This is a genomic window from Methanogenium organophilum (genome assembly GCF_026684035.1).
GTDB lineage: Archaea > Halobacteriota > Methanomicrobia > Methanomicrobiales > Methanomicrobiaceae > Methanogenium > Methanogenium organophilum.
On the sequence record NZ_CP113361.1, the window covers coordinates 2098513 to 2115201 of the forward strand.

At 47.7% G+C, this 16689-nt stretch carries 14 protein-coding genes; 2 read left to right on the forward strand and 12 right to left on the reverse strand.

Translation table 11 applies throughout. The features are described 5' to 3' along the window. From OU421_RS10360 to OU421_RS10380, 5 genes are all read right to left on the reverse strand, one after another. Positions 1-750, reverse strand: coding sequence for a GltB/FmdC/FwdC-like GXGXG domain-containing protein (locus tag OU421_RS10360; RefSeq protein ID WP_268187911.1), 750 nt, complete (start codon positions 748-750; stop codon positions 1-3). Further along, on the reverse strand, positions 750-2267 hold the full coding sequence (locus OU421_RS10365) for a glutamate synthase-related protein (protein WP_268186018.1): 1518 nt from the start codon (positions 2265-2267) through the stop codon (positions 750-752). The genes OU421_RS10360 and OU421_RS10365 overlap by 1 nt, the downstream gene beginning before the upstream one ends. Beyond that, positions 2267-3313, reverse strand: coding sequence for a class II glutamine amidotransferase (locus tag OU421_RS10370; protein ID WP_268186019.1), 1047 nt, complete (start codon positions 3311-3313; stop codon positions 2267-2269). Before OU421_RS10370 ends, OU421_RS10365 begins: the two co-directional genes overlap by 1 nt. A gap of 406 nt (positions 3314-3719) precedes the next feature. After that, positions 3720-5540: a YgiQ family radical SAM protein gene (locus OU421_RS10375; protein ID WP_268186020.1), complete on the reverse strand. Its 1821-nt coding sequence runs from the start codon at positions 5538-5540 to the stop codon at positions 3720-3722. A gap of 229 nt (positions 5541-5769) precedes the next feature. Further along, the gene (locus tag OU421_RS10380; RefSeq protein ID WP_268186021.1) at positions 5770-7047 is read right to left on the reverse strand and encodes a Glu/Leu/Phe/Val family dehydrogenase; all 1278 of its coding nucleotides are present in this window, start codon (positions 7045-7047) and stop codon (positions 5770-5772) included. Positions 7048-7607: 560 nt separating this feature from the next. Here OU421_RS10380 and npdG point away from each other — a divergent pair. Beyond that, a complete protein-coding gene (gene npdG / locus OU421_RS10385; protein ID WP_268186022.1) occupies positions 7608-8255 on the forward strand; it encodes an NADPH-dependent F420 reductase in 648 nt (215 codons plus the stop codon). Between the two features lie 198 nt (positions 8256-8453). Here npdG and OU421_RS10390 read toward each other — a convergent pair whose 3' ends face one another. The 7 genes from OU421_RS10390 to OU421_RS10425 all read right to left on the reverse strand — a co-directional run bounded on the left by OU421_RS10390 (position 8454) and on the right by OU421_RS10425 (position 14936). Next, complete coding sequence (locus OU421_RS10390) at positions 8454-9563, reverse strand: KamA family radical SAM protein (RefSeq protein ID WP_268186023.1); 1110 nt, start codon at positions 9561-9563, stop codon at positions 8454-8456. A 320-nt stretch (positions 9564-9883) separates the two neighbouring features. Further along, positions 9884-11641, reverse strand: coding sequence for a thiamine pyrophosphate-dependent enzyme (locus tag OU421_RS10395; RefSeq protein WP_268186024.1), 1758 nt, complete (start codon positions 11639-11641; stop codon positions 9884-9886). Between the two features lie 88 nt (positions 11642-11729). Further along, on the reverse strand, positions 11730-12038 hold the full coding sequence (locus OU421_RS10400) for a hypothetical protein (RefSeq protein WP_268186025.1): 309 nt from the start codon (positions 12036-12038) through the stop codon (positions 11730-11732). A 94-nt stretch (positions 12039-12132) separates the two neighbouring features. Further along, positions 12133-13029 carry an Mrp/NBP35 family ATP-binding protein gene (locus OU421_RS10405; protein WP_268186026.1) on the reverse strand — a complete coding sequence of 299 codons (897 nt, stop codon included), beginning with the start codon at positions 13027-13029 and terminating at the stop codon, positions 12133-12135. 199 nt (positions 13030-13228) lie between these two features. Further along, positions 13229-14107 (reverse strand): tRNA (N6-threonylcarbamoyladenosine(37)-N6)-methyltransferase TrmO, encoded by an 879-nt coding sequence (tsaA, locus tag OU421_RS13015; RefSeq protein WP_326493499.1) that lies wholly within the window; start codon positions 14105-14107, stop codon positions 13229-13231. 251 nt (positions 14108-14358) lie between these two features. Further along, a complete protein-coding gene (locus tag OU421_RS10420; RefSeq protein WP_268186027.1) occupies positions 14359-14673 on the reverse strand; it encodes a transcriptional regulator in 315 nt (104 codons plus the stop codon). Next, positions 14670-14936 (reverse strand): winged helix-turn-helix domain-containing protein, encoded by a 267-nt coding sequence (locus OU421_RS10425; protein WP_268186028.1) that lies wholly within the window; start codon positions 14934-14936, stop codon positions 14670-14672. Before OU421_RS10425 ends, OU421_RS10420 begins: the two co-directional genes overlap by 4 nt. Before the next feature lie 397 nt (positions 14937-15333). Between OU421_RS10425 and OU421_RS10430 the strand changes: the two genes are divergently transcribed. Further along, complete coding sequence (locus OU421_RS10430) at positions 15334-16686, forward strand: mannose-1-phosphate guanylyltransferase/mannose-6-phosphate isomerase (protein ID WP_268186029.1); 1353 nt, start codon at positions 15334-15336, stop codon at positions 16684-16686. The last annotated feature ends 3 nt before the right edge of the window (positions 16687-16689 follow it).

The window sequence follows — 16689 nt, forward strand, 5'->3', positions numbered from 1 at the left end:
TCACTCCCAACAATATTTTCCTGCAAATGGCCGTGCACTGGAGGGCCCGATATGGACGTACTCATCACTGAATAATTCCGGTTCATCCACATTAAACTCCCTGCAGTATTTTTCGATATATGGGCGGATTTTTTCCCGGTCAGCTTCCGTAAAGGGTTTTTTTGCGGCCCCTATTCCGAGGAGGTGATCCGGCACCTCTCCGCGTATAAAGAGTTCCCCTCCGTGGATTCCTGTACCTATTCCCCGTTCATCAACAGGGCACTGGTCTGTGCCCCGCCCGAGGACCAGGAGAATGCCTCCGGCCATATATTCTCCCAGAAATGCCCGTGTACCTCCGCCAACAACAAGTGCCGGATATTTATCTTTGTATGCTTTCATGTGGATACCGCCACGATATCCAATGCTGTCACGCACATATACTTCCCCGCCCCGCATAGAATGGGCAACCGCATCGCCTGCGGTTCCATGGATGAAAATTGTTCCACTGTCCATGGTGTTTCCGGGAGCATGTTCAGCGTTGGCATGGACAATACAGGTGGGGCCCGACATAAACATGCCGAGGTCTCCGCCGGGAACACCATTGACAATAATTGTTACATTATCACCACGAAGTCCGTTTCCGATAAAGCGCTGGCCATTGACATTTTCAAGAATGATCTCTGTTATGCCCTCTTTTATTGCTGCGCGTATCTCTTTGTTCAGTGGTGTGTAATGCATGCCTTTAGCATCAATTATCCGCGTATTTTTCATCATGCGCCAGCTCCTACGGTTTTCACATCAAGGATAGAGAGGATGTTTTCATCAAGCATATAGCCCCTGAGGCGGTCACGGTTCCCCCGCATACTTTCGATGGAATTAATCCCTGCAGCACCCATCAGTTCGGCGATTTCAAGGGTCCATCCATGAATCAGGTTTGACACATTTTTATACATAATATCCGGATCAATCCGGGAAGTGAGATCCTCGCGTTGTGTTGCAATTCCCCATGGGCACATGTTCCGGTAACAGCTTCCGCACACTCTGCATCCAAGGGACACCAGTGCAGCTGTGCCGATGTAGACAGAATCGGCACCGAGGGCGATGGCTTTCGTTACATCAGCACTGTCACGGATGCCGCCTGATGCAATAATGGAGATCTCATTTCTGATGCCCTGTTTGTTGAGTTTTTCATCAACTGCAGCAATAGCTGCTTCAATGGGTATTCCGACATGGTCACGGAACACCCGGGGTGCTGAGCCTGTTCCGCCACGGAATCCGTCAATGACAACCGCATCAGCAGATGATCGTGCAATGCCTGCAGCGATGGCAGCTACATTGTGGACTGCTGCAATCTTTACAAAGACGGGTTTTTTCCATTCGGTGGCCTCTTTCAGGCTTCGAACAAGCTGAGAGAGATCTTCAATTGAATAGATGTCGTGGTGGGGGGCAGGGCTGATTGCGTCGCTCGATTCCGGGATCATTCGTGTTTTTGATACATTTTCGTCGACTTTTTCGCCAGGAAGGTGGCCGCCAATTCCCGGTTTTGCCCCCTGCCCGATTTTTATTTCAATCGCTGCGCCACGTTCAAGATAATCGATGTCAACGCCAAAACGGCCGGATGCTATCTGAACGATCATATTGTTCTGATAGGGGTAGAGGGATTTGTGCAGTCCACCTTCTCCTGTTCCCATAAATGTTCCCACGTCAGATGCACCACGTGCCAGGGATAGTTGGGCGTTGAGGGATATGGCACCATAACTCATGTGTCCTATCATAATGGGTGTTTCACATTTCAGATTGGGCGCCAGTTTGGTAGTGAGGTCAATATCTCCCGCAGCGTTCTTTTTGACCTCAATTTGCCGGGGTTTTTTCCCGATATATGTCCTGAGCTCTATTGGTTCGCGGAGCGGGTCAATCGATGGATTTGTTACCTGACATGCATCGAGGAGGAGCCTGTCAAAGATCGGGGGCACCTCAAGAGTATTTCCCATTCCGGTCAGGATAATCTTTCCAGATTCTGCCTGTTTATAGATTGCTTCACGGGCTTCCCGTGACCATACCGGGTGTGAGCGATAATCTATTGGCTTTTCTTCGATGTTGATTGCATCGCGTGGGCACATAGCGACACAGCGGTGGCAGCCGGTGCATGCACGTGAAAAGGTTATGATCTTGTTCCCTTCACGGCGGAACGTTCCATATGGGCAGTTTTCTATGCACCGTTCACAGAGCATGCAGAGACTGTCATCTATCGTCACTTTATATTTTGGCGGAAGACTTCCGATTGGCATTATTCTGTCCTCCCGATAACGGGTTCTCCGGCGCGTGGCATCCATACCCGGTCCGGGGATGGTTCCATAACACGGATCGCTGCCTCCTCACTTGAGAGATACAGGCGGTCCCCTGCAACTGCCGCAACAAGCGGGCGGAGTTTGATCCTGTCGGTAATTCCTGCAATTCCTTTCGAATTTGCTACAACAATTGCAAACGGTCCGTTCATCATGGCAGGGCTGTATGTCATTCTCAGGGCAGTATTGAACCCCCGTTCCTTTTCAGGCATTCTGTCAATATCGTCCCAAAATGGGGGTGCAAGCGCTTTGAATGCTATTTCTGCCGGAAGTTTGTGCTGTCTCTGGAGAAGGTCCGTTAAGTATGCGACCACTTCTGTATCGGTATGCATGGTGCAGACATAGCCAAATCCCTCAAGATATCGCTTGTTTGTCCCGTATGATGTGATCTCACCATTATGGACGACTGTCCAGTCAAGGAGATTAAAGGGATGGGCGCCCCCCCACCACCCTGCGGTATTGGTTGGATATCTGTTGTGGGCAAGCCAGATATATCCTTGATAATCCTGAATGCGGTAGAAATCAGCTACCTCTTCCGGCCATCCGGCTGCCTTGAATACGGCAATATTTTTTCCGGTAGAGTATATGAGGGCACCGGGTATTGTCGTATTGACCTTTTGCATCAGGTACACGAGAATATCTTCTTCAGATGCTGTTGTGCCAAGGGCCATCACATTTGGTTTAAAGAAATATCTCCACGGGATGTGCCGCTTTTTAAGGTTGGGCTGTTCAAACGTAGGTATCTGTTCATCATGTTTTACAATCCCCAGTTTTTCCAGTTCTTCTTCGACTGCTGTCTTTGGCTCGATAAGATTGTCGTAAAAAACGTGGACTGCGTAGTACTCTGCAAATTCGGGGAATGCCCCGTAGACCGCATACCCCGATCCTTCGCCATTACCCCGTTCATTCATCAAGGATAGCGCCTCTTTGATTGCCGAACCATCCATTGGGTTTTTCTTTCTGTCGATGACGCTGATTATTCCGCACATAATGATCACAAATTGTTTAGAGATATGTGGTATTCCATTTGAAGTTATTCTCTTTCGTAGGTGAAGTGGTCAGTAATCTATGTTTTTTATCATAAATAATTACATACCTTTATACATGTGGGGAGGAAGTTTCCTTCAGATTGTGGATTTGCCCTCCAGACGGTGTTTATGACTTGCATAATCAGATCGTATTTTTCATGTTCAAAAACGGGAAATAACAAAATAATTCCTGGATTTTCCTGTGGATGCTTACACCTGAGTTGAATTAATTATACCCCGGGCCATTCCCTGCATGACCCGCCACAAGCCGTACCTGTTCTTCTTTACGACAAAGGAAAGGGTTATGTCCCCTTTTCTGCAGTCATTCTCCTGATATATGGCCGGTTATATACGGATGTGTACGCATTCATCCCTCGTGCTTCCGCGTTTTTCGTGGATATTTTTTGAGGTTTGTTGATTTTTTGTTGCGCACCGTGGGATTATTCCGTTGAATTGATTTTTCATTTCGTTTCTTAGCTGTTATGTTCCCGGTGACGATTTTGAATTTTCTCTCCTCCAGATTTTTAATATTGCGTTCAACAGGTGTGGGTTCCCCGGTAAGAGGGTCATATCCCAAATAATACATCGCAGTTGAGCGAGTCAGGGGGGTTGGAGTGAATATCTGAGTCTGGTTTCCGGACAATCTGTTTTTTGTGAGAAATTCGATGGTCTCTTCTGTCTCTGCAGTTTCTTCTCCGGGATGTCCTGCAATTATATAGGGTGTTATTTTCAGTGGGTTCCCTTCTTCAGAGGAGATCGTTCGGGCCCGCTTCAGAAATTCCGTAAATACGTTGGGAGATGGTTTGTTCATCAGATGTGTTACTCTTGTGCTCCCTGATTCCGGTGCGATCTTGATTCTTCCCGGCGTGTAGGACTGTATACATCTGCGAATAAGTTCGTCATCCATTATTGCCGGGTCAAACCGAAGACCTGAACTAATGAACACATGGTTTACCCTCCGGATATCTGCTGCATCACTCAGTAATTCGAGATAATCCCTCGTTCCCGGAATAAGATTTTTGCATCCTGCCCCATCTTTCAGGCAGTCATGCTCGCGGCATCCTCCAATGCGGCAGGATGATGCATACATATTGGCTGACGGGCCACCGATATCAGTAATCGTCCCGCTAAATCCTTTTTTAGATGCAATTTTGGATACTTCCTGCAGGATTGATTGTTTGCTGCGGGATACGATCTCCGGCCCCTGGTGAGCGGCAATGGAACAGAATGAACACCTGCCATAACAACCCCGGTGTGAGGTGACTGAATGTTCTATCATCCGGAATGCAGGGATGTCTCTGTATCGTGGATGAGGCTCCCGCCTGAATGGAAGGGCGTATATTGCATCAAGTTCCTCCGATGTCAGGAGGCGCCGGGGAAACTGAACAAGGGACCGCGTGTCATGCATCTGTACCAATGGTTCGACATCCCTGTTCTGGTAGAAAAGGGTGAAAGCCTTCTGAAATGCTTCTTTATTCTCTTTGACGTCTGCAAAGGAGGGTAACACAACTGCCCCGGGAATGACTTCACTGGCTCTTCTGATGACAGCTGTTCCAAGAACCTCCATTGTGTCCGGGCTGTTTCCCTCAGATAATTCCCTGATACAGTCAACCATCGGGTATTCGCCCATTCCATAGACCAGAATGTCAGCTTTTGAATCGAAGAGTATGCTTCTCCTCACAGAATCTGACCACCAGTCATAGTGCGTTATCCTCCTCATTGATGCTTCAATGCCGCCGATGATAATCGGCACTTCACGGCAGACGCTTCTGATTTGGCTTGTGTAGACATTGATTGTTCTGTCGGGACGAATCCGGTATTTTTTTGCGTCTCCTTTTTTTGAGAAATATGGTTCTCCGTTTTCACAGTACGCATCATCCTTGCGGGGGATTTTCGATGCGGTGTAATTCATTACCATTGAATCCATTGCTCCGCCGGAGACTGCAAACGCAATCTTTGGTATCCCCAGTGCAAGGAATGATTGAGGATCTTTCCATTTTGGCTGGGATAGTATGCCGACACGATAGCCTTTTGATTCAAGCATTCTTCCGAGTACGGCCATGGCAAATGAGGGGTGGTCGATGTAGGCGTCCGGGGTAACGATTACTACATCGCACTGGTCCCACTTGCGCTGTTTCATCTCTTTTTGTGTGGTTGGGAGGAACATAGATTTTTCACGTTTTGCCATTCTTTTAGTGTTTTATACCAGATTTGTTGCCTATACGTTGATTTTTCAGGTAACAATCCAGGAGTTTTCCGGGAGTACTGCATTTCGGGGAAAAATACCGGACAGTTCTTTGTCGACGAATGTAAAAAATGTCTGGTAAATAGCATTTATCGGATTTATTCTATTTTGGATTGGAATGAATTCCGTGTCATAGAGATAACACAGAATACCTTTGTTTTTGATCTCCGGTTTAAACCCAGCCACGGAGCTTCATGGCATCAACAATGCGGGATAATGCAACCGCATATGCTCCCATTCGCATGTCCAGGTTGCATTCTTTTGATGTCGAGAGCACTTCATGGTATGCATGGGTCATTTTTTTATCAAGACGTTTACGAACTTCCTTAGCGGTCCAATACCACATGCACCTGTTCTGGACGATCTCAAAGTATGATACTGTTACTCCGCCTGCATTGCAGAGGATATCAGGTATGACATGAATTCCGTTCTGATTGAGTATATTATCCGCCTCAGGTGTGGTTGGACCATTGGCAAGTTCTGCAAGAATTTTTGCTTTTATGTTTTTTGCATTATCCCGGGTAATAACATTTTCAAGAGCAGCCGGAATTAATATGTCCACGTCGAGTTCAAGGACTTCGGTATTGGTAATTGTTTTGGTATTTGGTGCGTATATAACGGATTTTGTTTTCGCCTTATGTTGTATCACGTCTTTAATATTCAGGCCGTCCGGGTTGTATATACCGCCTCTGGAGTCACTGACTGCCACAACTTTCGCATCAAAGAGTTTCTCTGCCAGTCTTGCGGCAGATGAACCTACCTGTCCAAATCCCTGGATTGCGATGGTTGTCTGGGAAAGATCAATCTCCAGTTCTTTTGCTGCCTCACGAATGGTGTACATGCCGCCCATTGCCGTTGCGTTATTTCTGCCGACTGAACCACCTACGAGGACGGGTTTGCCTGTCACGGCGCCAAACTGGTTTTTTCCGGATACCTTTGAATATTCATCCATCATCCAGGTCATGATCTGTGGGGTGGTGTATACATCAGGTGCCAGAACATCAACATCCGGCCCAATGAATTTCCAGATCCGGTCAATATATGAGCGGCTCAGGCGTTCAAGTTCTCCTTCAGAGAGTTCTTTGGTATTGCAGATGATACCGCCTTTACTGCCTCCGAGTGGCAGATCAAGCAGTGCACATTTCCATGTCATCCATGCAGCAAGAGCTTTTACGGTATCGACTGTTTCTTCAGGGTGGAACCGGATACCGCCTTTTGCCGGACCAAGCACATTGTTGTGTATTACCCTGAACCCGGGAAATACTCTGGTAGTTCCATCATCCATCTTTACCGGAACAGATACCTGAACCTGCTGCATAGGGTTTTCAAGCATCCTCATTACCTCGTCTTCCAGTTCAAGAATCTTAGCACACTTATATACACACTCATGGAGTTGGTGCTGTGCCATTTCAAAAGTGGTGATATTTTTTAGTGTGACAGGTCCCGGCATATCAACTAACTGATCATTTTGATACTTAAATGATTATGCATTTTCAGGATTAACAGATCGTGTGACGGGGTTCATGAGAACCAGATTTTTGCATTGTATATCGGGTGTTTTTCGTCTCAAACGATATTTTCGTTTGTAATATCCATATCATAGATGACTGCGGGAATGCTTTCCTGCCGTACCGTTTTTGTTCGTTTCCAGGTGTCATTGTTGTTATGGGGAACCGGATATTCTGTGAACTCTGTTTCCCCCTGAACTGATGTTCTGTCAATATCTTCGGACGATACTGTGCTTCGGTTCTTATGAACAGCATGGTTGGGTGTTCTCCTTTATGCAGAGTCCCGCCAGGCTGTCAGGGGTCATACCCGGGGGATGGCGAAATGTCCCTCTGTTTTTGCCTGTTTAGGGTGTGTGCTGTAACGGTGTTTCCACAGACATAATGGAGAATTCATGTGACCTTCACTCTCACTGTTCGGCGTAGAGCCAGCACAATTGAACAGACTTCTGATGAGAGTCCTGTTCCCAAAAAAGGTATATCTGAATATGGTATATGAAAGTGTATGAAAGTTGGAATAATCGGCGGTACAGGGGGTATCGGAAAAGGGATGGCACTACGGCTGTCACAAAATCATGAAGTTATTATCGGTTCCCGAAAAGAAGAAAAAGCATCTTCATCATGTGACGACTGCTGTGATTTTCTGAAAGAACTTGGTCTTCCCTTTAATCTTATGCCATCCACGAACCAGGGGGTCGTTGACAATGCTGATATCGTGGTATTTGCGATCCCTCCGGAAACGCTGCAGGTTACGATTGATTCATTAACCGGACTGGAAGGCAAGATTGTTGTGAGCCTGATGAACCCGATGGAAAAAGGGGATTACTTCAAATACGTCCCTCCCGAAGAAGGATCTGCGGCTCTGGAACTCCAGAGGATGCTCCCGCAGTCAAAGGTCATTGCCGCATTCAACAATATCCCTGCCAAAAAATGGAACCAGATCTCAGAAGTCCTTGATTATTCTGTCTGTGTCTGCGGTGACCATGACGAGGAGAAACAGATAATAATGGAACTGGTAAATTCCATATCTGAACTGGAGGCCCTGAACGCGGGACCACTTGCCGTTTCTGCAACGGTAGAAGCAATAACTCCGCTGGTAATTAACATTGCTAAGTTCAACAAGATGCGTGACGTAGGCGTATACTTCAGATAAAAACCGATAGATCGGTATCTGGTCTGACGTCCCGGACAGTGCAAGGGTATCTCATCATATGCCTGTGAATTGTGTGTCAACACAGAGCTGATGAAGGGATCTTCTGTACTATCTGCTGGGGTATATCCTATTTTTTTGGGTAATATTCATGACTGAAATGTATGGAGAAACGGTATGAAACAGGAAAAAATGCCGGTATTATTCGTAATTCAGTGTGGATTCTGAGAGGGGGGCTCCATAATCTTCAAGCCATTTTGCATCCGGATTTTTGGCAAAGATCATGAATTTTCCGATATTATTATGGTCTGCCGCCTGATGGTATTTCATATAGGTATATTTGTCGTCTGTAGCAAGAATTTCAATCTTACCACTTTTATGGGACATGACAAATTTCACTCTCTTCGCAAGTCCCGAGCAGGTTCTTTTCGCCTTCTCAAGTAAGTGGTATGTCTCCTCAATGGGAACCGAGAAATGGTAGTTGCCGATTGTCGGTCTGCACTGAAAGATATAATAGGGCGCAATGCCTGCTGCTGCAAGTCTGCCTAAGAGTTCGCTGAGAACCTTGGGGTCATCATTTACCCCACGCAGTACTGGTGTCTGATTTGTCGGTTTCGCACCGGCTTTCGTCAGGAGATTAACAGCCTCCAATGCCTCGTTTGTCAGTTCTTTAGGATGGTTGAACTGCGTCATTATGTAGATGCGCTTCTCTTTCGTACTGTATTTTTCAATCATTTTCAGAAGTGAAGGGTCACCTGTAATGCGGCATGGATCGTACGCCGGCATCTTGCTGCCAATTCTGATGATCTTCACGTGGTCAATCTCCCGTACCTGTTGCACGATGGGTTCCAGCCTGGATGTTGCAAGTGTGAGGGGGTCTCCCCCGGTGATTAACACATTTGAGATCTCGGTATGGCTCCTGATATAGGCAAGATCTTCTGAGAGGTCATTGATCGTCTCAGATTCTGCGTCCATGAAGATACGTTTTCTGAAGCAGAATCTGCATATTCCTCCACATACATCGCTCACAAGCATCAGGGCAGTCGGGCCGTATTTGTGCTGGATGCCGGGAAGAACCGTATTGTCACTCTCTGTTGAAGGGTCCAGGTCTCCCCAGTTGTCCAGTTCATCTATATCCGGCAGGATGATGCGCCGAATCGGGTCATTTTTATTGTTCCAGTCAATAAGAGAGAGGTAATATTCACTTGCACGAAAGGGAAATCTTTTTTCAACTTTTCTGAGTTTGGCGGCATCATCTTCCGGGATTTCTTTTATATCATCAATTTTTGTAATATATCTGGGGTGTGTCATATGTTCACCTCATTTTGCGGGACAAGTGTCGACGTGGAATGGGAAGAGAAGATAGGCGTAGGAGATCCGGGAACCTGGCTTTCGAGTCGATGAACGTCGCTTCGCTATAATATATATTTCAATGAATGAGCTATTAAATCTATAGTACTTCGGTCCTGAATACATAATTGCGGGATTTTTTGTCATCTGATAAGGGAACATCTCTAAAAAATATGCCTGAATGCACGCCATCCGGGACTGTTCCTATTTCCCGCTTATAGTGCCAAATAATAGTTATGCATTTTGCATGTATGGGCTGATTTCGATAAGCCCTTTGGCTGTTAGCGGTAAAAGCGTACCGGATCGGTTTCAATATCGATGATCGTCGGGCGAGTGGAGTTAATTGCCCCGGAAACTGCTGTTCTAAGCATTTCGGGTTCTTCCACATGAATACCAATGCCACCGCATGCTTCTGCGTATGCAGCAAAATCCGGATTGTGGAGGTCTGTTGCATAATTTGGATACTGCTCCATCATCTGTTCAACCTGTATCATCCCCAGTTCATGGTTATTCAGAATAATAACCACTATGGGGAGATGGTATTTCACTGCGGTGACAAAATCGCCCATTGCCATTGAAAATCCTCCGTCACCGGTGATGCAAAAGACCGCCTTGTCGGGATAGGCGAGTTTTGCTGCAATCGCACCCGGAAGACCAAATCCCATGGTCGCAAGGTATCCTGACATGGCAAAGCGCTGCCGTTTCATCCGGAAATTTCTGCCAAACCACCATTGGTTCTCCCCGACATCAAGGGATATGACGGCATCTTCCGGGATGACCTCAGAGAGTACTTTCATAATAAACGGCGGTCGGATGGGTTTTTTAGTGGCATCCGCCTCGGTATCCCGGATCGCGTACCACTCCCGTTTCCGGGATGCGATTTTTTCTTTTGTGTGGTCTGTGCTGCGTTTCTTCAGGAGAGGGAGGAGTGCAGCGAGAACCTGATGTATGTCTCCCCAGAGTGGTGTGGTTTCCGGGGATACGCCCAGTTTCACGGGGTCAATATCCACCTGGATGATGGGTTTTGTCAATGGTACGTTAGTATATTTGGAAAATCCGACACCAAGGGTGATGATGAGATCCGCTTCATTCACCCATTCACGGGCGGCGGGCGACCCCACATTGCCAAGTATGCCCAGATTCCAGGGGTGGGTGTCTGGTAAGAGCCCTTTTGCACGGAAGGTAGTGATTATGGGTGCACTGCACGTCTCTGCGAATACGGCAACATCATCCGCATATTCATATGCCCCCCATCCTGCAATGACGACCGGATTTTCTGCACCTTCAATGATCGCTGCAGCCTTTGTGATGATCTCTCTCTCCGGAAGTATTGATGCTTCACTGCACCGCTCTTTTTTGATATTTTTCGCTTCAAGCGGTAATTTCTGGATGTTGTTTGGTACTGAGAGCTGGGCAACACCATGCCGGAGTTTTGCGTATTTCAGGGCGCGGGTGAGGAGGAGGATGGTCTTATCCCGGTCATAGATTGTGTTGTTGTATACAGAGACGGGCCGGAAGAATGCGTCCTGATCGATCTCCTGAATACCACCCGGACCGGAATACTGAGCTTCAACCTGACCATTAATGCAAATGAGAGATGCATGGTCTTCCTTTGCATCATAGAGTCCTGTGGCGCAGTTTGTTGCACCCGGTCCCGCGATAGTGAGGCAGGCGGCAATATTGCCTGTCAGTTTGTTATAGGCAGATGCGGCCATGGCCGCGTTCTCCTCATGGCGGACAACGATATAGCGTACATCGTCATTTTTTCTGACTGCATCAACAAGGCCAAGAGATGAGGTGCCCGGAAGACCAAAGATCAGATTCACCCCCCATGCAGCGAGTTCTGCGATGATTACATCTGAGACGGTTTCACTGGCAGATGCATGGATGTCAGTCTCGCGAATCTCTTTAAACGCATCTTTCCCTGCGTTGCATACGGGGCATCTCCATGTATCGGGAAGCTCCTGAAACGGTGTTGCGGTTGACGGCTCTGATTCAGTATAGATATATCCACAGATCGTACATTTCCATGATGCCATTTGCGTTTTCCCCCGGCGGTATGCCAACGTACTGTTTCCGGAGGAATAAAAAGGAAACGGTCCGGATGAAAATGACAGTCCCGGACGACTAATCGGTAATATATGACTCTGTTTCCAGCATGAGATTTCCAAATATGATTTTTTCCAGCGTCTGGGATACGTATTTTATCCTCTGCATTTCATCGCTGTCTTCATACCGGTGAATATCCGCATACACCTGCAGACGCACGAGAGCGAACCGGAAATGGTCCAGATCTTGTCCTTCCAGTCCAATGGCTTTGAGGTATATGGGTTCAATGGACTGGGGGAGCAGTTCAATCGTTTCAAGCGAGGGGATGAGCAGCTGGTATATATCAAGTATATCTCCTCCCCCGGAAAGGATCCTGAGATAATCCATGGACTACTATACCTCTGTTCACGGTGTTATTGATTCTGGTTGTGTTATGAGGAGGTATCCACAATGGATGTCCGGGAAGATGGAAAAATAGGTGTTATTGTTTAATTTGTTTGAGGATATTGTCCATCACTGCATCAACCTTTTCCCATGTTGCCTGATGCTGGTCATCCCCTGATTTTCTGACGACAAACGGTCTGCCTTCATCGCCTGCTTTGCGCATCTCCGGGTCAAGAGGGATTGAACCGAGGTATGGGACGTTGAGATCCTCTGCGGCTTTCTTTCCGCCTCCCTTTCCGAAGAGATCGATTTCGTCCCCACAGTGTGGACAGATCATCCCGCTCATATTTTCAATGATGCCGATAACGGGCAGGTCGAGCTGTTCAACGAATTTGACTGCCTTTGTTGAGTCGAGCACAGCGACATCCTGAGGGGTAGTGACAATTACCGCGCCGTCAATGTTGGGTGCGAGCTGACAGATCGCAAGTGCTTCGTCCCCGGTGCCGGGCGGGAGGTCAACAATGAGATATTCCATATCTCCCCAGTTTACATCTTCGAGGAACTGCTTGATTGCGGTGAATTTCATGGGTCCGCGCCAGACAACCGGGCTGGATGTATCCGGAAGGAGGAAGGCCATGGAAACGACACCCAGCTTTCCGGTGAGACGGACCGGTTCGATAGTCTTTCCGTCACGTGATTCAAGGCGCCTGTCTTCAACACCCAGCATCTTGGGGATGTTCGGTCCATGAATATCAAGATCAACGATTCCCGTGTCGTATCCCTTGTTGGCAAGGGACATTGCGAGATTTGTTGCGACCGTACTCTTCCCGACGCCTCCCTTTCCGGAGAGAACGAGGATGATGTGCTTTACGCTGATGTCTACCTTCTCAATTCCGCTGGATTTCTTATTTGGGTCTGTACAGCTGGATGAGCTCGCACATGATGAACAGTTTCCATCACATGCCTGTTGTGAATTTTCAGTATTTTCTGCCATTATGTTCTCCTACTGTATCTCTTTTAAGGAACTATGATGAATTTCTCTCATTCGTCCTGCATAAATCTATATATGTTTTCAACATGCTGGCGGATATATTTGCCCATTTCAGCGGGAACAGATGAGAATGAAATGAACGGTTCCAATTCTGTATGATGAACCGGTGCTGTGATTTTCATGGTGCGTGATGGTTCCGGTGTCATTCGGTGTCATCGGGGGATGGATTTTTGATGGTATCAAAGCTGATAAGGGGTTTAATATCGAGGACCGGTGTATTGTTGATTGCGTCCAGCCCACGGACGGTTAACACCGGGCCACGGGTGCTCACCAGATCAACTGTTTCAAGGGCGATCGGGTTGGGTCGTCCCGGTGACCGGATGGCAAAGACTCCCCGTTCTTCTTTTTGTCCGGGTGGCGTTGCCCTAAGGAGTGTACGCTCCGCCTTGTTAAACCAGCAGAGCACCACGAGGTGGGTGCAGTCCTCAATTTTGTAGAGTGCATCTTCGTATTCCGGGAAAATGTGAATCTCTGCAATCTGGTCAGACAGCCGTCCCTGCCGGGGTGCTTCGCCGGGTGTGCGGTAGGATGATTTGACAACCCCTATGGGTCTGAGGGTGATCTCTTCTGCGGTGACTTGTTCTTCGGGTATGTCTTTTTTGCCCCCTTTTTTTACCCTGTCAAGTGTCTCGTTGCACATGCGGTCTGCGATACTGATGTTTCTGTCTGAACGCGGTACATTCTGAAAAGAAACGGAATCAAATTTCCTGACGATTGTGTTTGCTTTTGTGTACAGGTGTCTCAAACAGCGGTCTCTGACCTTGTATTCCCCTCTCAGCTGGCGGATAATGAGCTGACTGTCAGAGTAAAGGGTGATGTCCCTGAATCCCTTGTCTGCTGCATCGGCCAGTGCGTGGATTACTGCGGCGTATTCTGCCTGATTATTTGTTGCAAATTCGCAGTATCCGGAATGTTTTCTTACAATAACGCTGTTTTGCAGGATGATGTAGGCCCACGCAGCATTTCCCGGGTTTCCCCGTGAGGCGCCGTCCGTATAGATTATTGCAGAGGTTTCCTTCATATCCAGAGGTATGGGTAACCAAGATATTTAATTCGATTATTGGAGCGGCGGGTTATCTGTTTTATCGTGTCAGATTTCTATGCATATGAATTGAAAATAGTCTGCATTCCCTCTTCTCTCTCGAAAGGGGTCAGTATTCAATACTGTCTGATACATCATCCATCATGAATTCCGCATGTTCCCCTTCAGGCAAGGATTGTACCTGTGCAGAGAAATTCACATTCCTACGCCGTGAGGTGCACAAAAATTGGTTATTTTCTGAATTCTTTCTGTACACACCGGCAGATGTCACAAATTGTAACACTTCTGTCACCATTCACCAGTGACTGTGTCCATTGCTCGATGACTTCATCGAGTTCCTGGGATATCTCGATCGCTTTGCATCCCCGTTTTCTACTGACATACTGTGATACGGCAGCCGGGGTCAGACCCATATATATTGCTACCCGTTTCTGGGTAATTCCTTTTTGCATGATCATTCTGGAGACCACTTCTGCCCGTATCTGAGGGAGATACTGACGTACCATCTCATCGCAGATCATGATGTCGCAGAACGGGTGCTTCATGCTGTTGCCTTCGGGGCTTCATCGGAACTGAGGACGTCCTTTGTCTGATACAGGACCTGACGGGCGTCACGGAAGTTGAATTTCTCTATGATGAGTCCATTCTCCTTGAGTTTCTTTATTGCATAGCGGACCGTACGCGGTGAAATCTCAATTTCCTGGGTTACCTGCTTGAATGTCCTTGGCTCTCCATCCTTTAGGAGGGTTAACACCCGCTGGGATGAGGGGGGTAGCCGTACTTTGTTAACGCTGTTAACGGCTGGCATACTCTTTAATTAACGCTGTTAACATATATACTTGTCGTGTTACGATGTGACACGGACGGTGCTATCCTATTGACGGCTGAGGCAATGGTGACGGAAAACCTGAACGTTCACAGGCAATTATAGGATTGTGTGGGATCTCTGGCCCGACAGAGGTATACAGGAAAAAGGGTTTCAGCCATCCGCTGTTCTCTCTCCACTGGTTGATCGTAATCCGGTTTTAGAATTTCAATTAAATGCGAATCAGATATTTAATACTTGTTGAGTTTTACCGGAGTCATCTCTCAGGAAATTCCTTTCCTGAGTATCAATAGATTTTTTTGGTGATTGCCATGGTGCCTACCCGAAGATCCATCAATCATTTAAAATGGAATTTCTCTCAATAAGGGTTCGATGCGGAATGAAAACTCTCATCCTTGCAGGTGGTTCCGGCACCAGGCTCTTCCCTCTAAGCCGGATCTGCTACCCAAAACAGTTTATCCCCCTCATTGACGCTGAATCCCTCTTTCAGAAATCAGTGAGGCGGGCCCTTCTCTTTTCTGAACCTGATGAAATAACAATCGTAACGAATGAGCTACATAGATTCCTTGTGGCGGATCAGCTCGAGGAGATGCATGTTCACTGTCCGATCCTCTCTGAACCGCAGGGGAAAAACACGCTCCCTGCCATTACCTATGGGATTTCTGCCATTCTGAAAGAAGATCCGGACGCACGGGTGGCAGTCATCTCATCGGACCAGTTGATCACACCTGACGAAACATACAAATCTGCATTTATGGCAGCAGAACAACTCGCAGAGAAGTATCTGGTCGCCTTTGGCATTACACCGGATTCACCCCACACGGGGTATGGCTATATCCGGCCTGGTGCACCTCTCGACGGAGGATATACTGTGGAAGCTTTTGTTGAAAAGCCGGACCAACAAACAGCGGAGTCCTATCTGCGTGACGGTTACCTGTGGAATGCCGGGATGTTTCTCTTTTCTGCCACCCTCTTCATGGACGAGTGCAGAAAACATGCCCCGGAGGTGGCAGAGGCGTTCACCCTTTCCAGAGACGAGGCGTTTCAAAAGACACCGAAAATCTCCGTTGATTACGGGATTATGGAAAAGACGGATAAGGCTGCGGTGGTCCCGCTTTCTGTTCCCTGGAGTGATGTCGGCAGTTTTGAAGCACTTTATTCTGTCCATTCCAAGGGTGAGAACGGAAATGCCGTTCGTGGTGAATACTTGGGTATGGAGAGCCAGAACAACCTTGTGATCTCAGACCGGCTTGTCGCAACCATTGGGATCCGGGATTGTGCAATCATCGACTCCCCGGATGCCCTTCTTGTCTGTCCCCGTTCTGAGTCGCAGAGAGTCGGGGAAATAACGGGGCTCCTCACGGAGAGAGGGGATGAACGCTGTGAAGTCCATACAACCGTACACCGGCCCTGGGGGACATATACCGTTCTCCAGCGGGGGGATACGTTCCAGATCAAACGCATAACGGTCATGCCGGGACGCCGCATCAGTCTCCAGCTGCATCACCACCGGAGTGAACACTGGGTCGTTGTCAAGGGAACGGCCCTCGTGGCAAACAACGGCAATGAATTCTTTGTCCGGCCGGGGGAGAGCACCTTTGTCCCCGCAGGCATCAAACATCGCTTAAAGAATCCGGGCCTTATCCCGCTAGACGTGATTGAGGTGCAGAACGGAGAGTATGTGGGTGAGGACGATATCGTGCGGTTTGATGATGATTTTGAGCGGGAATAAATC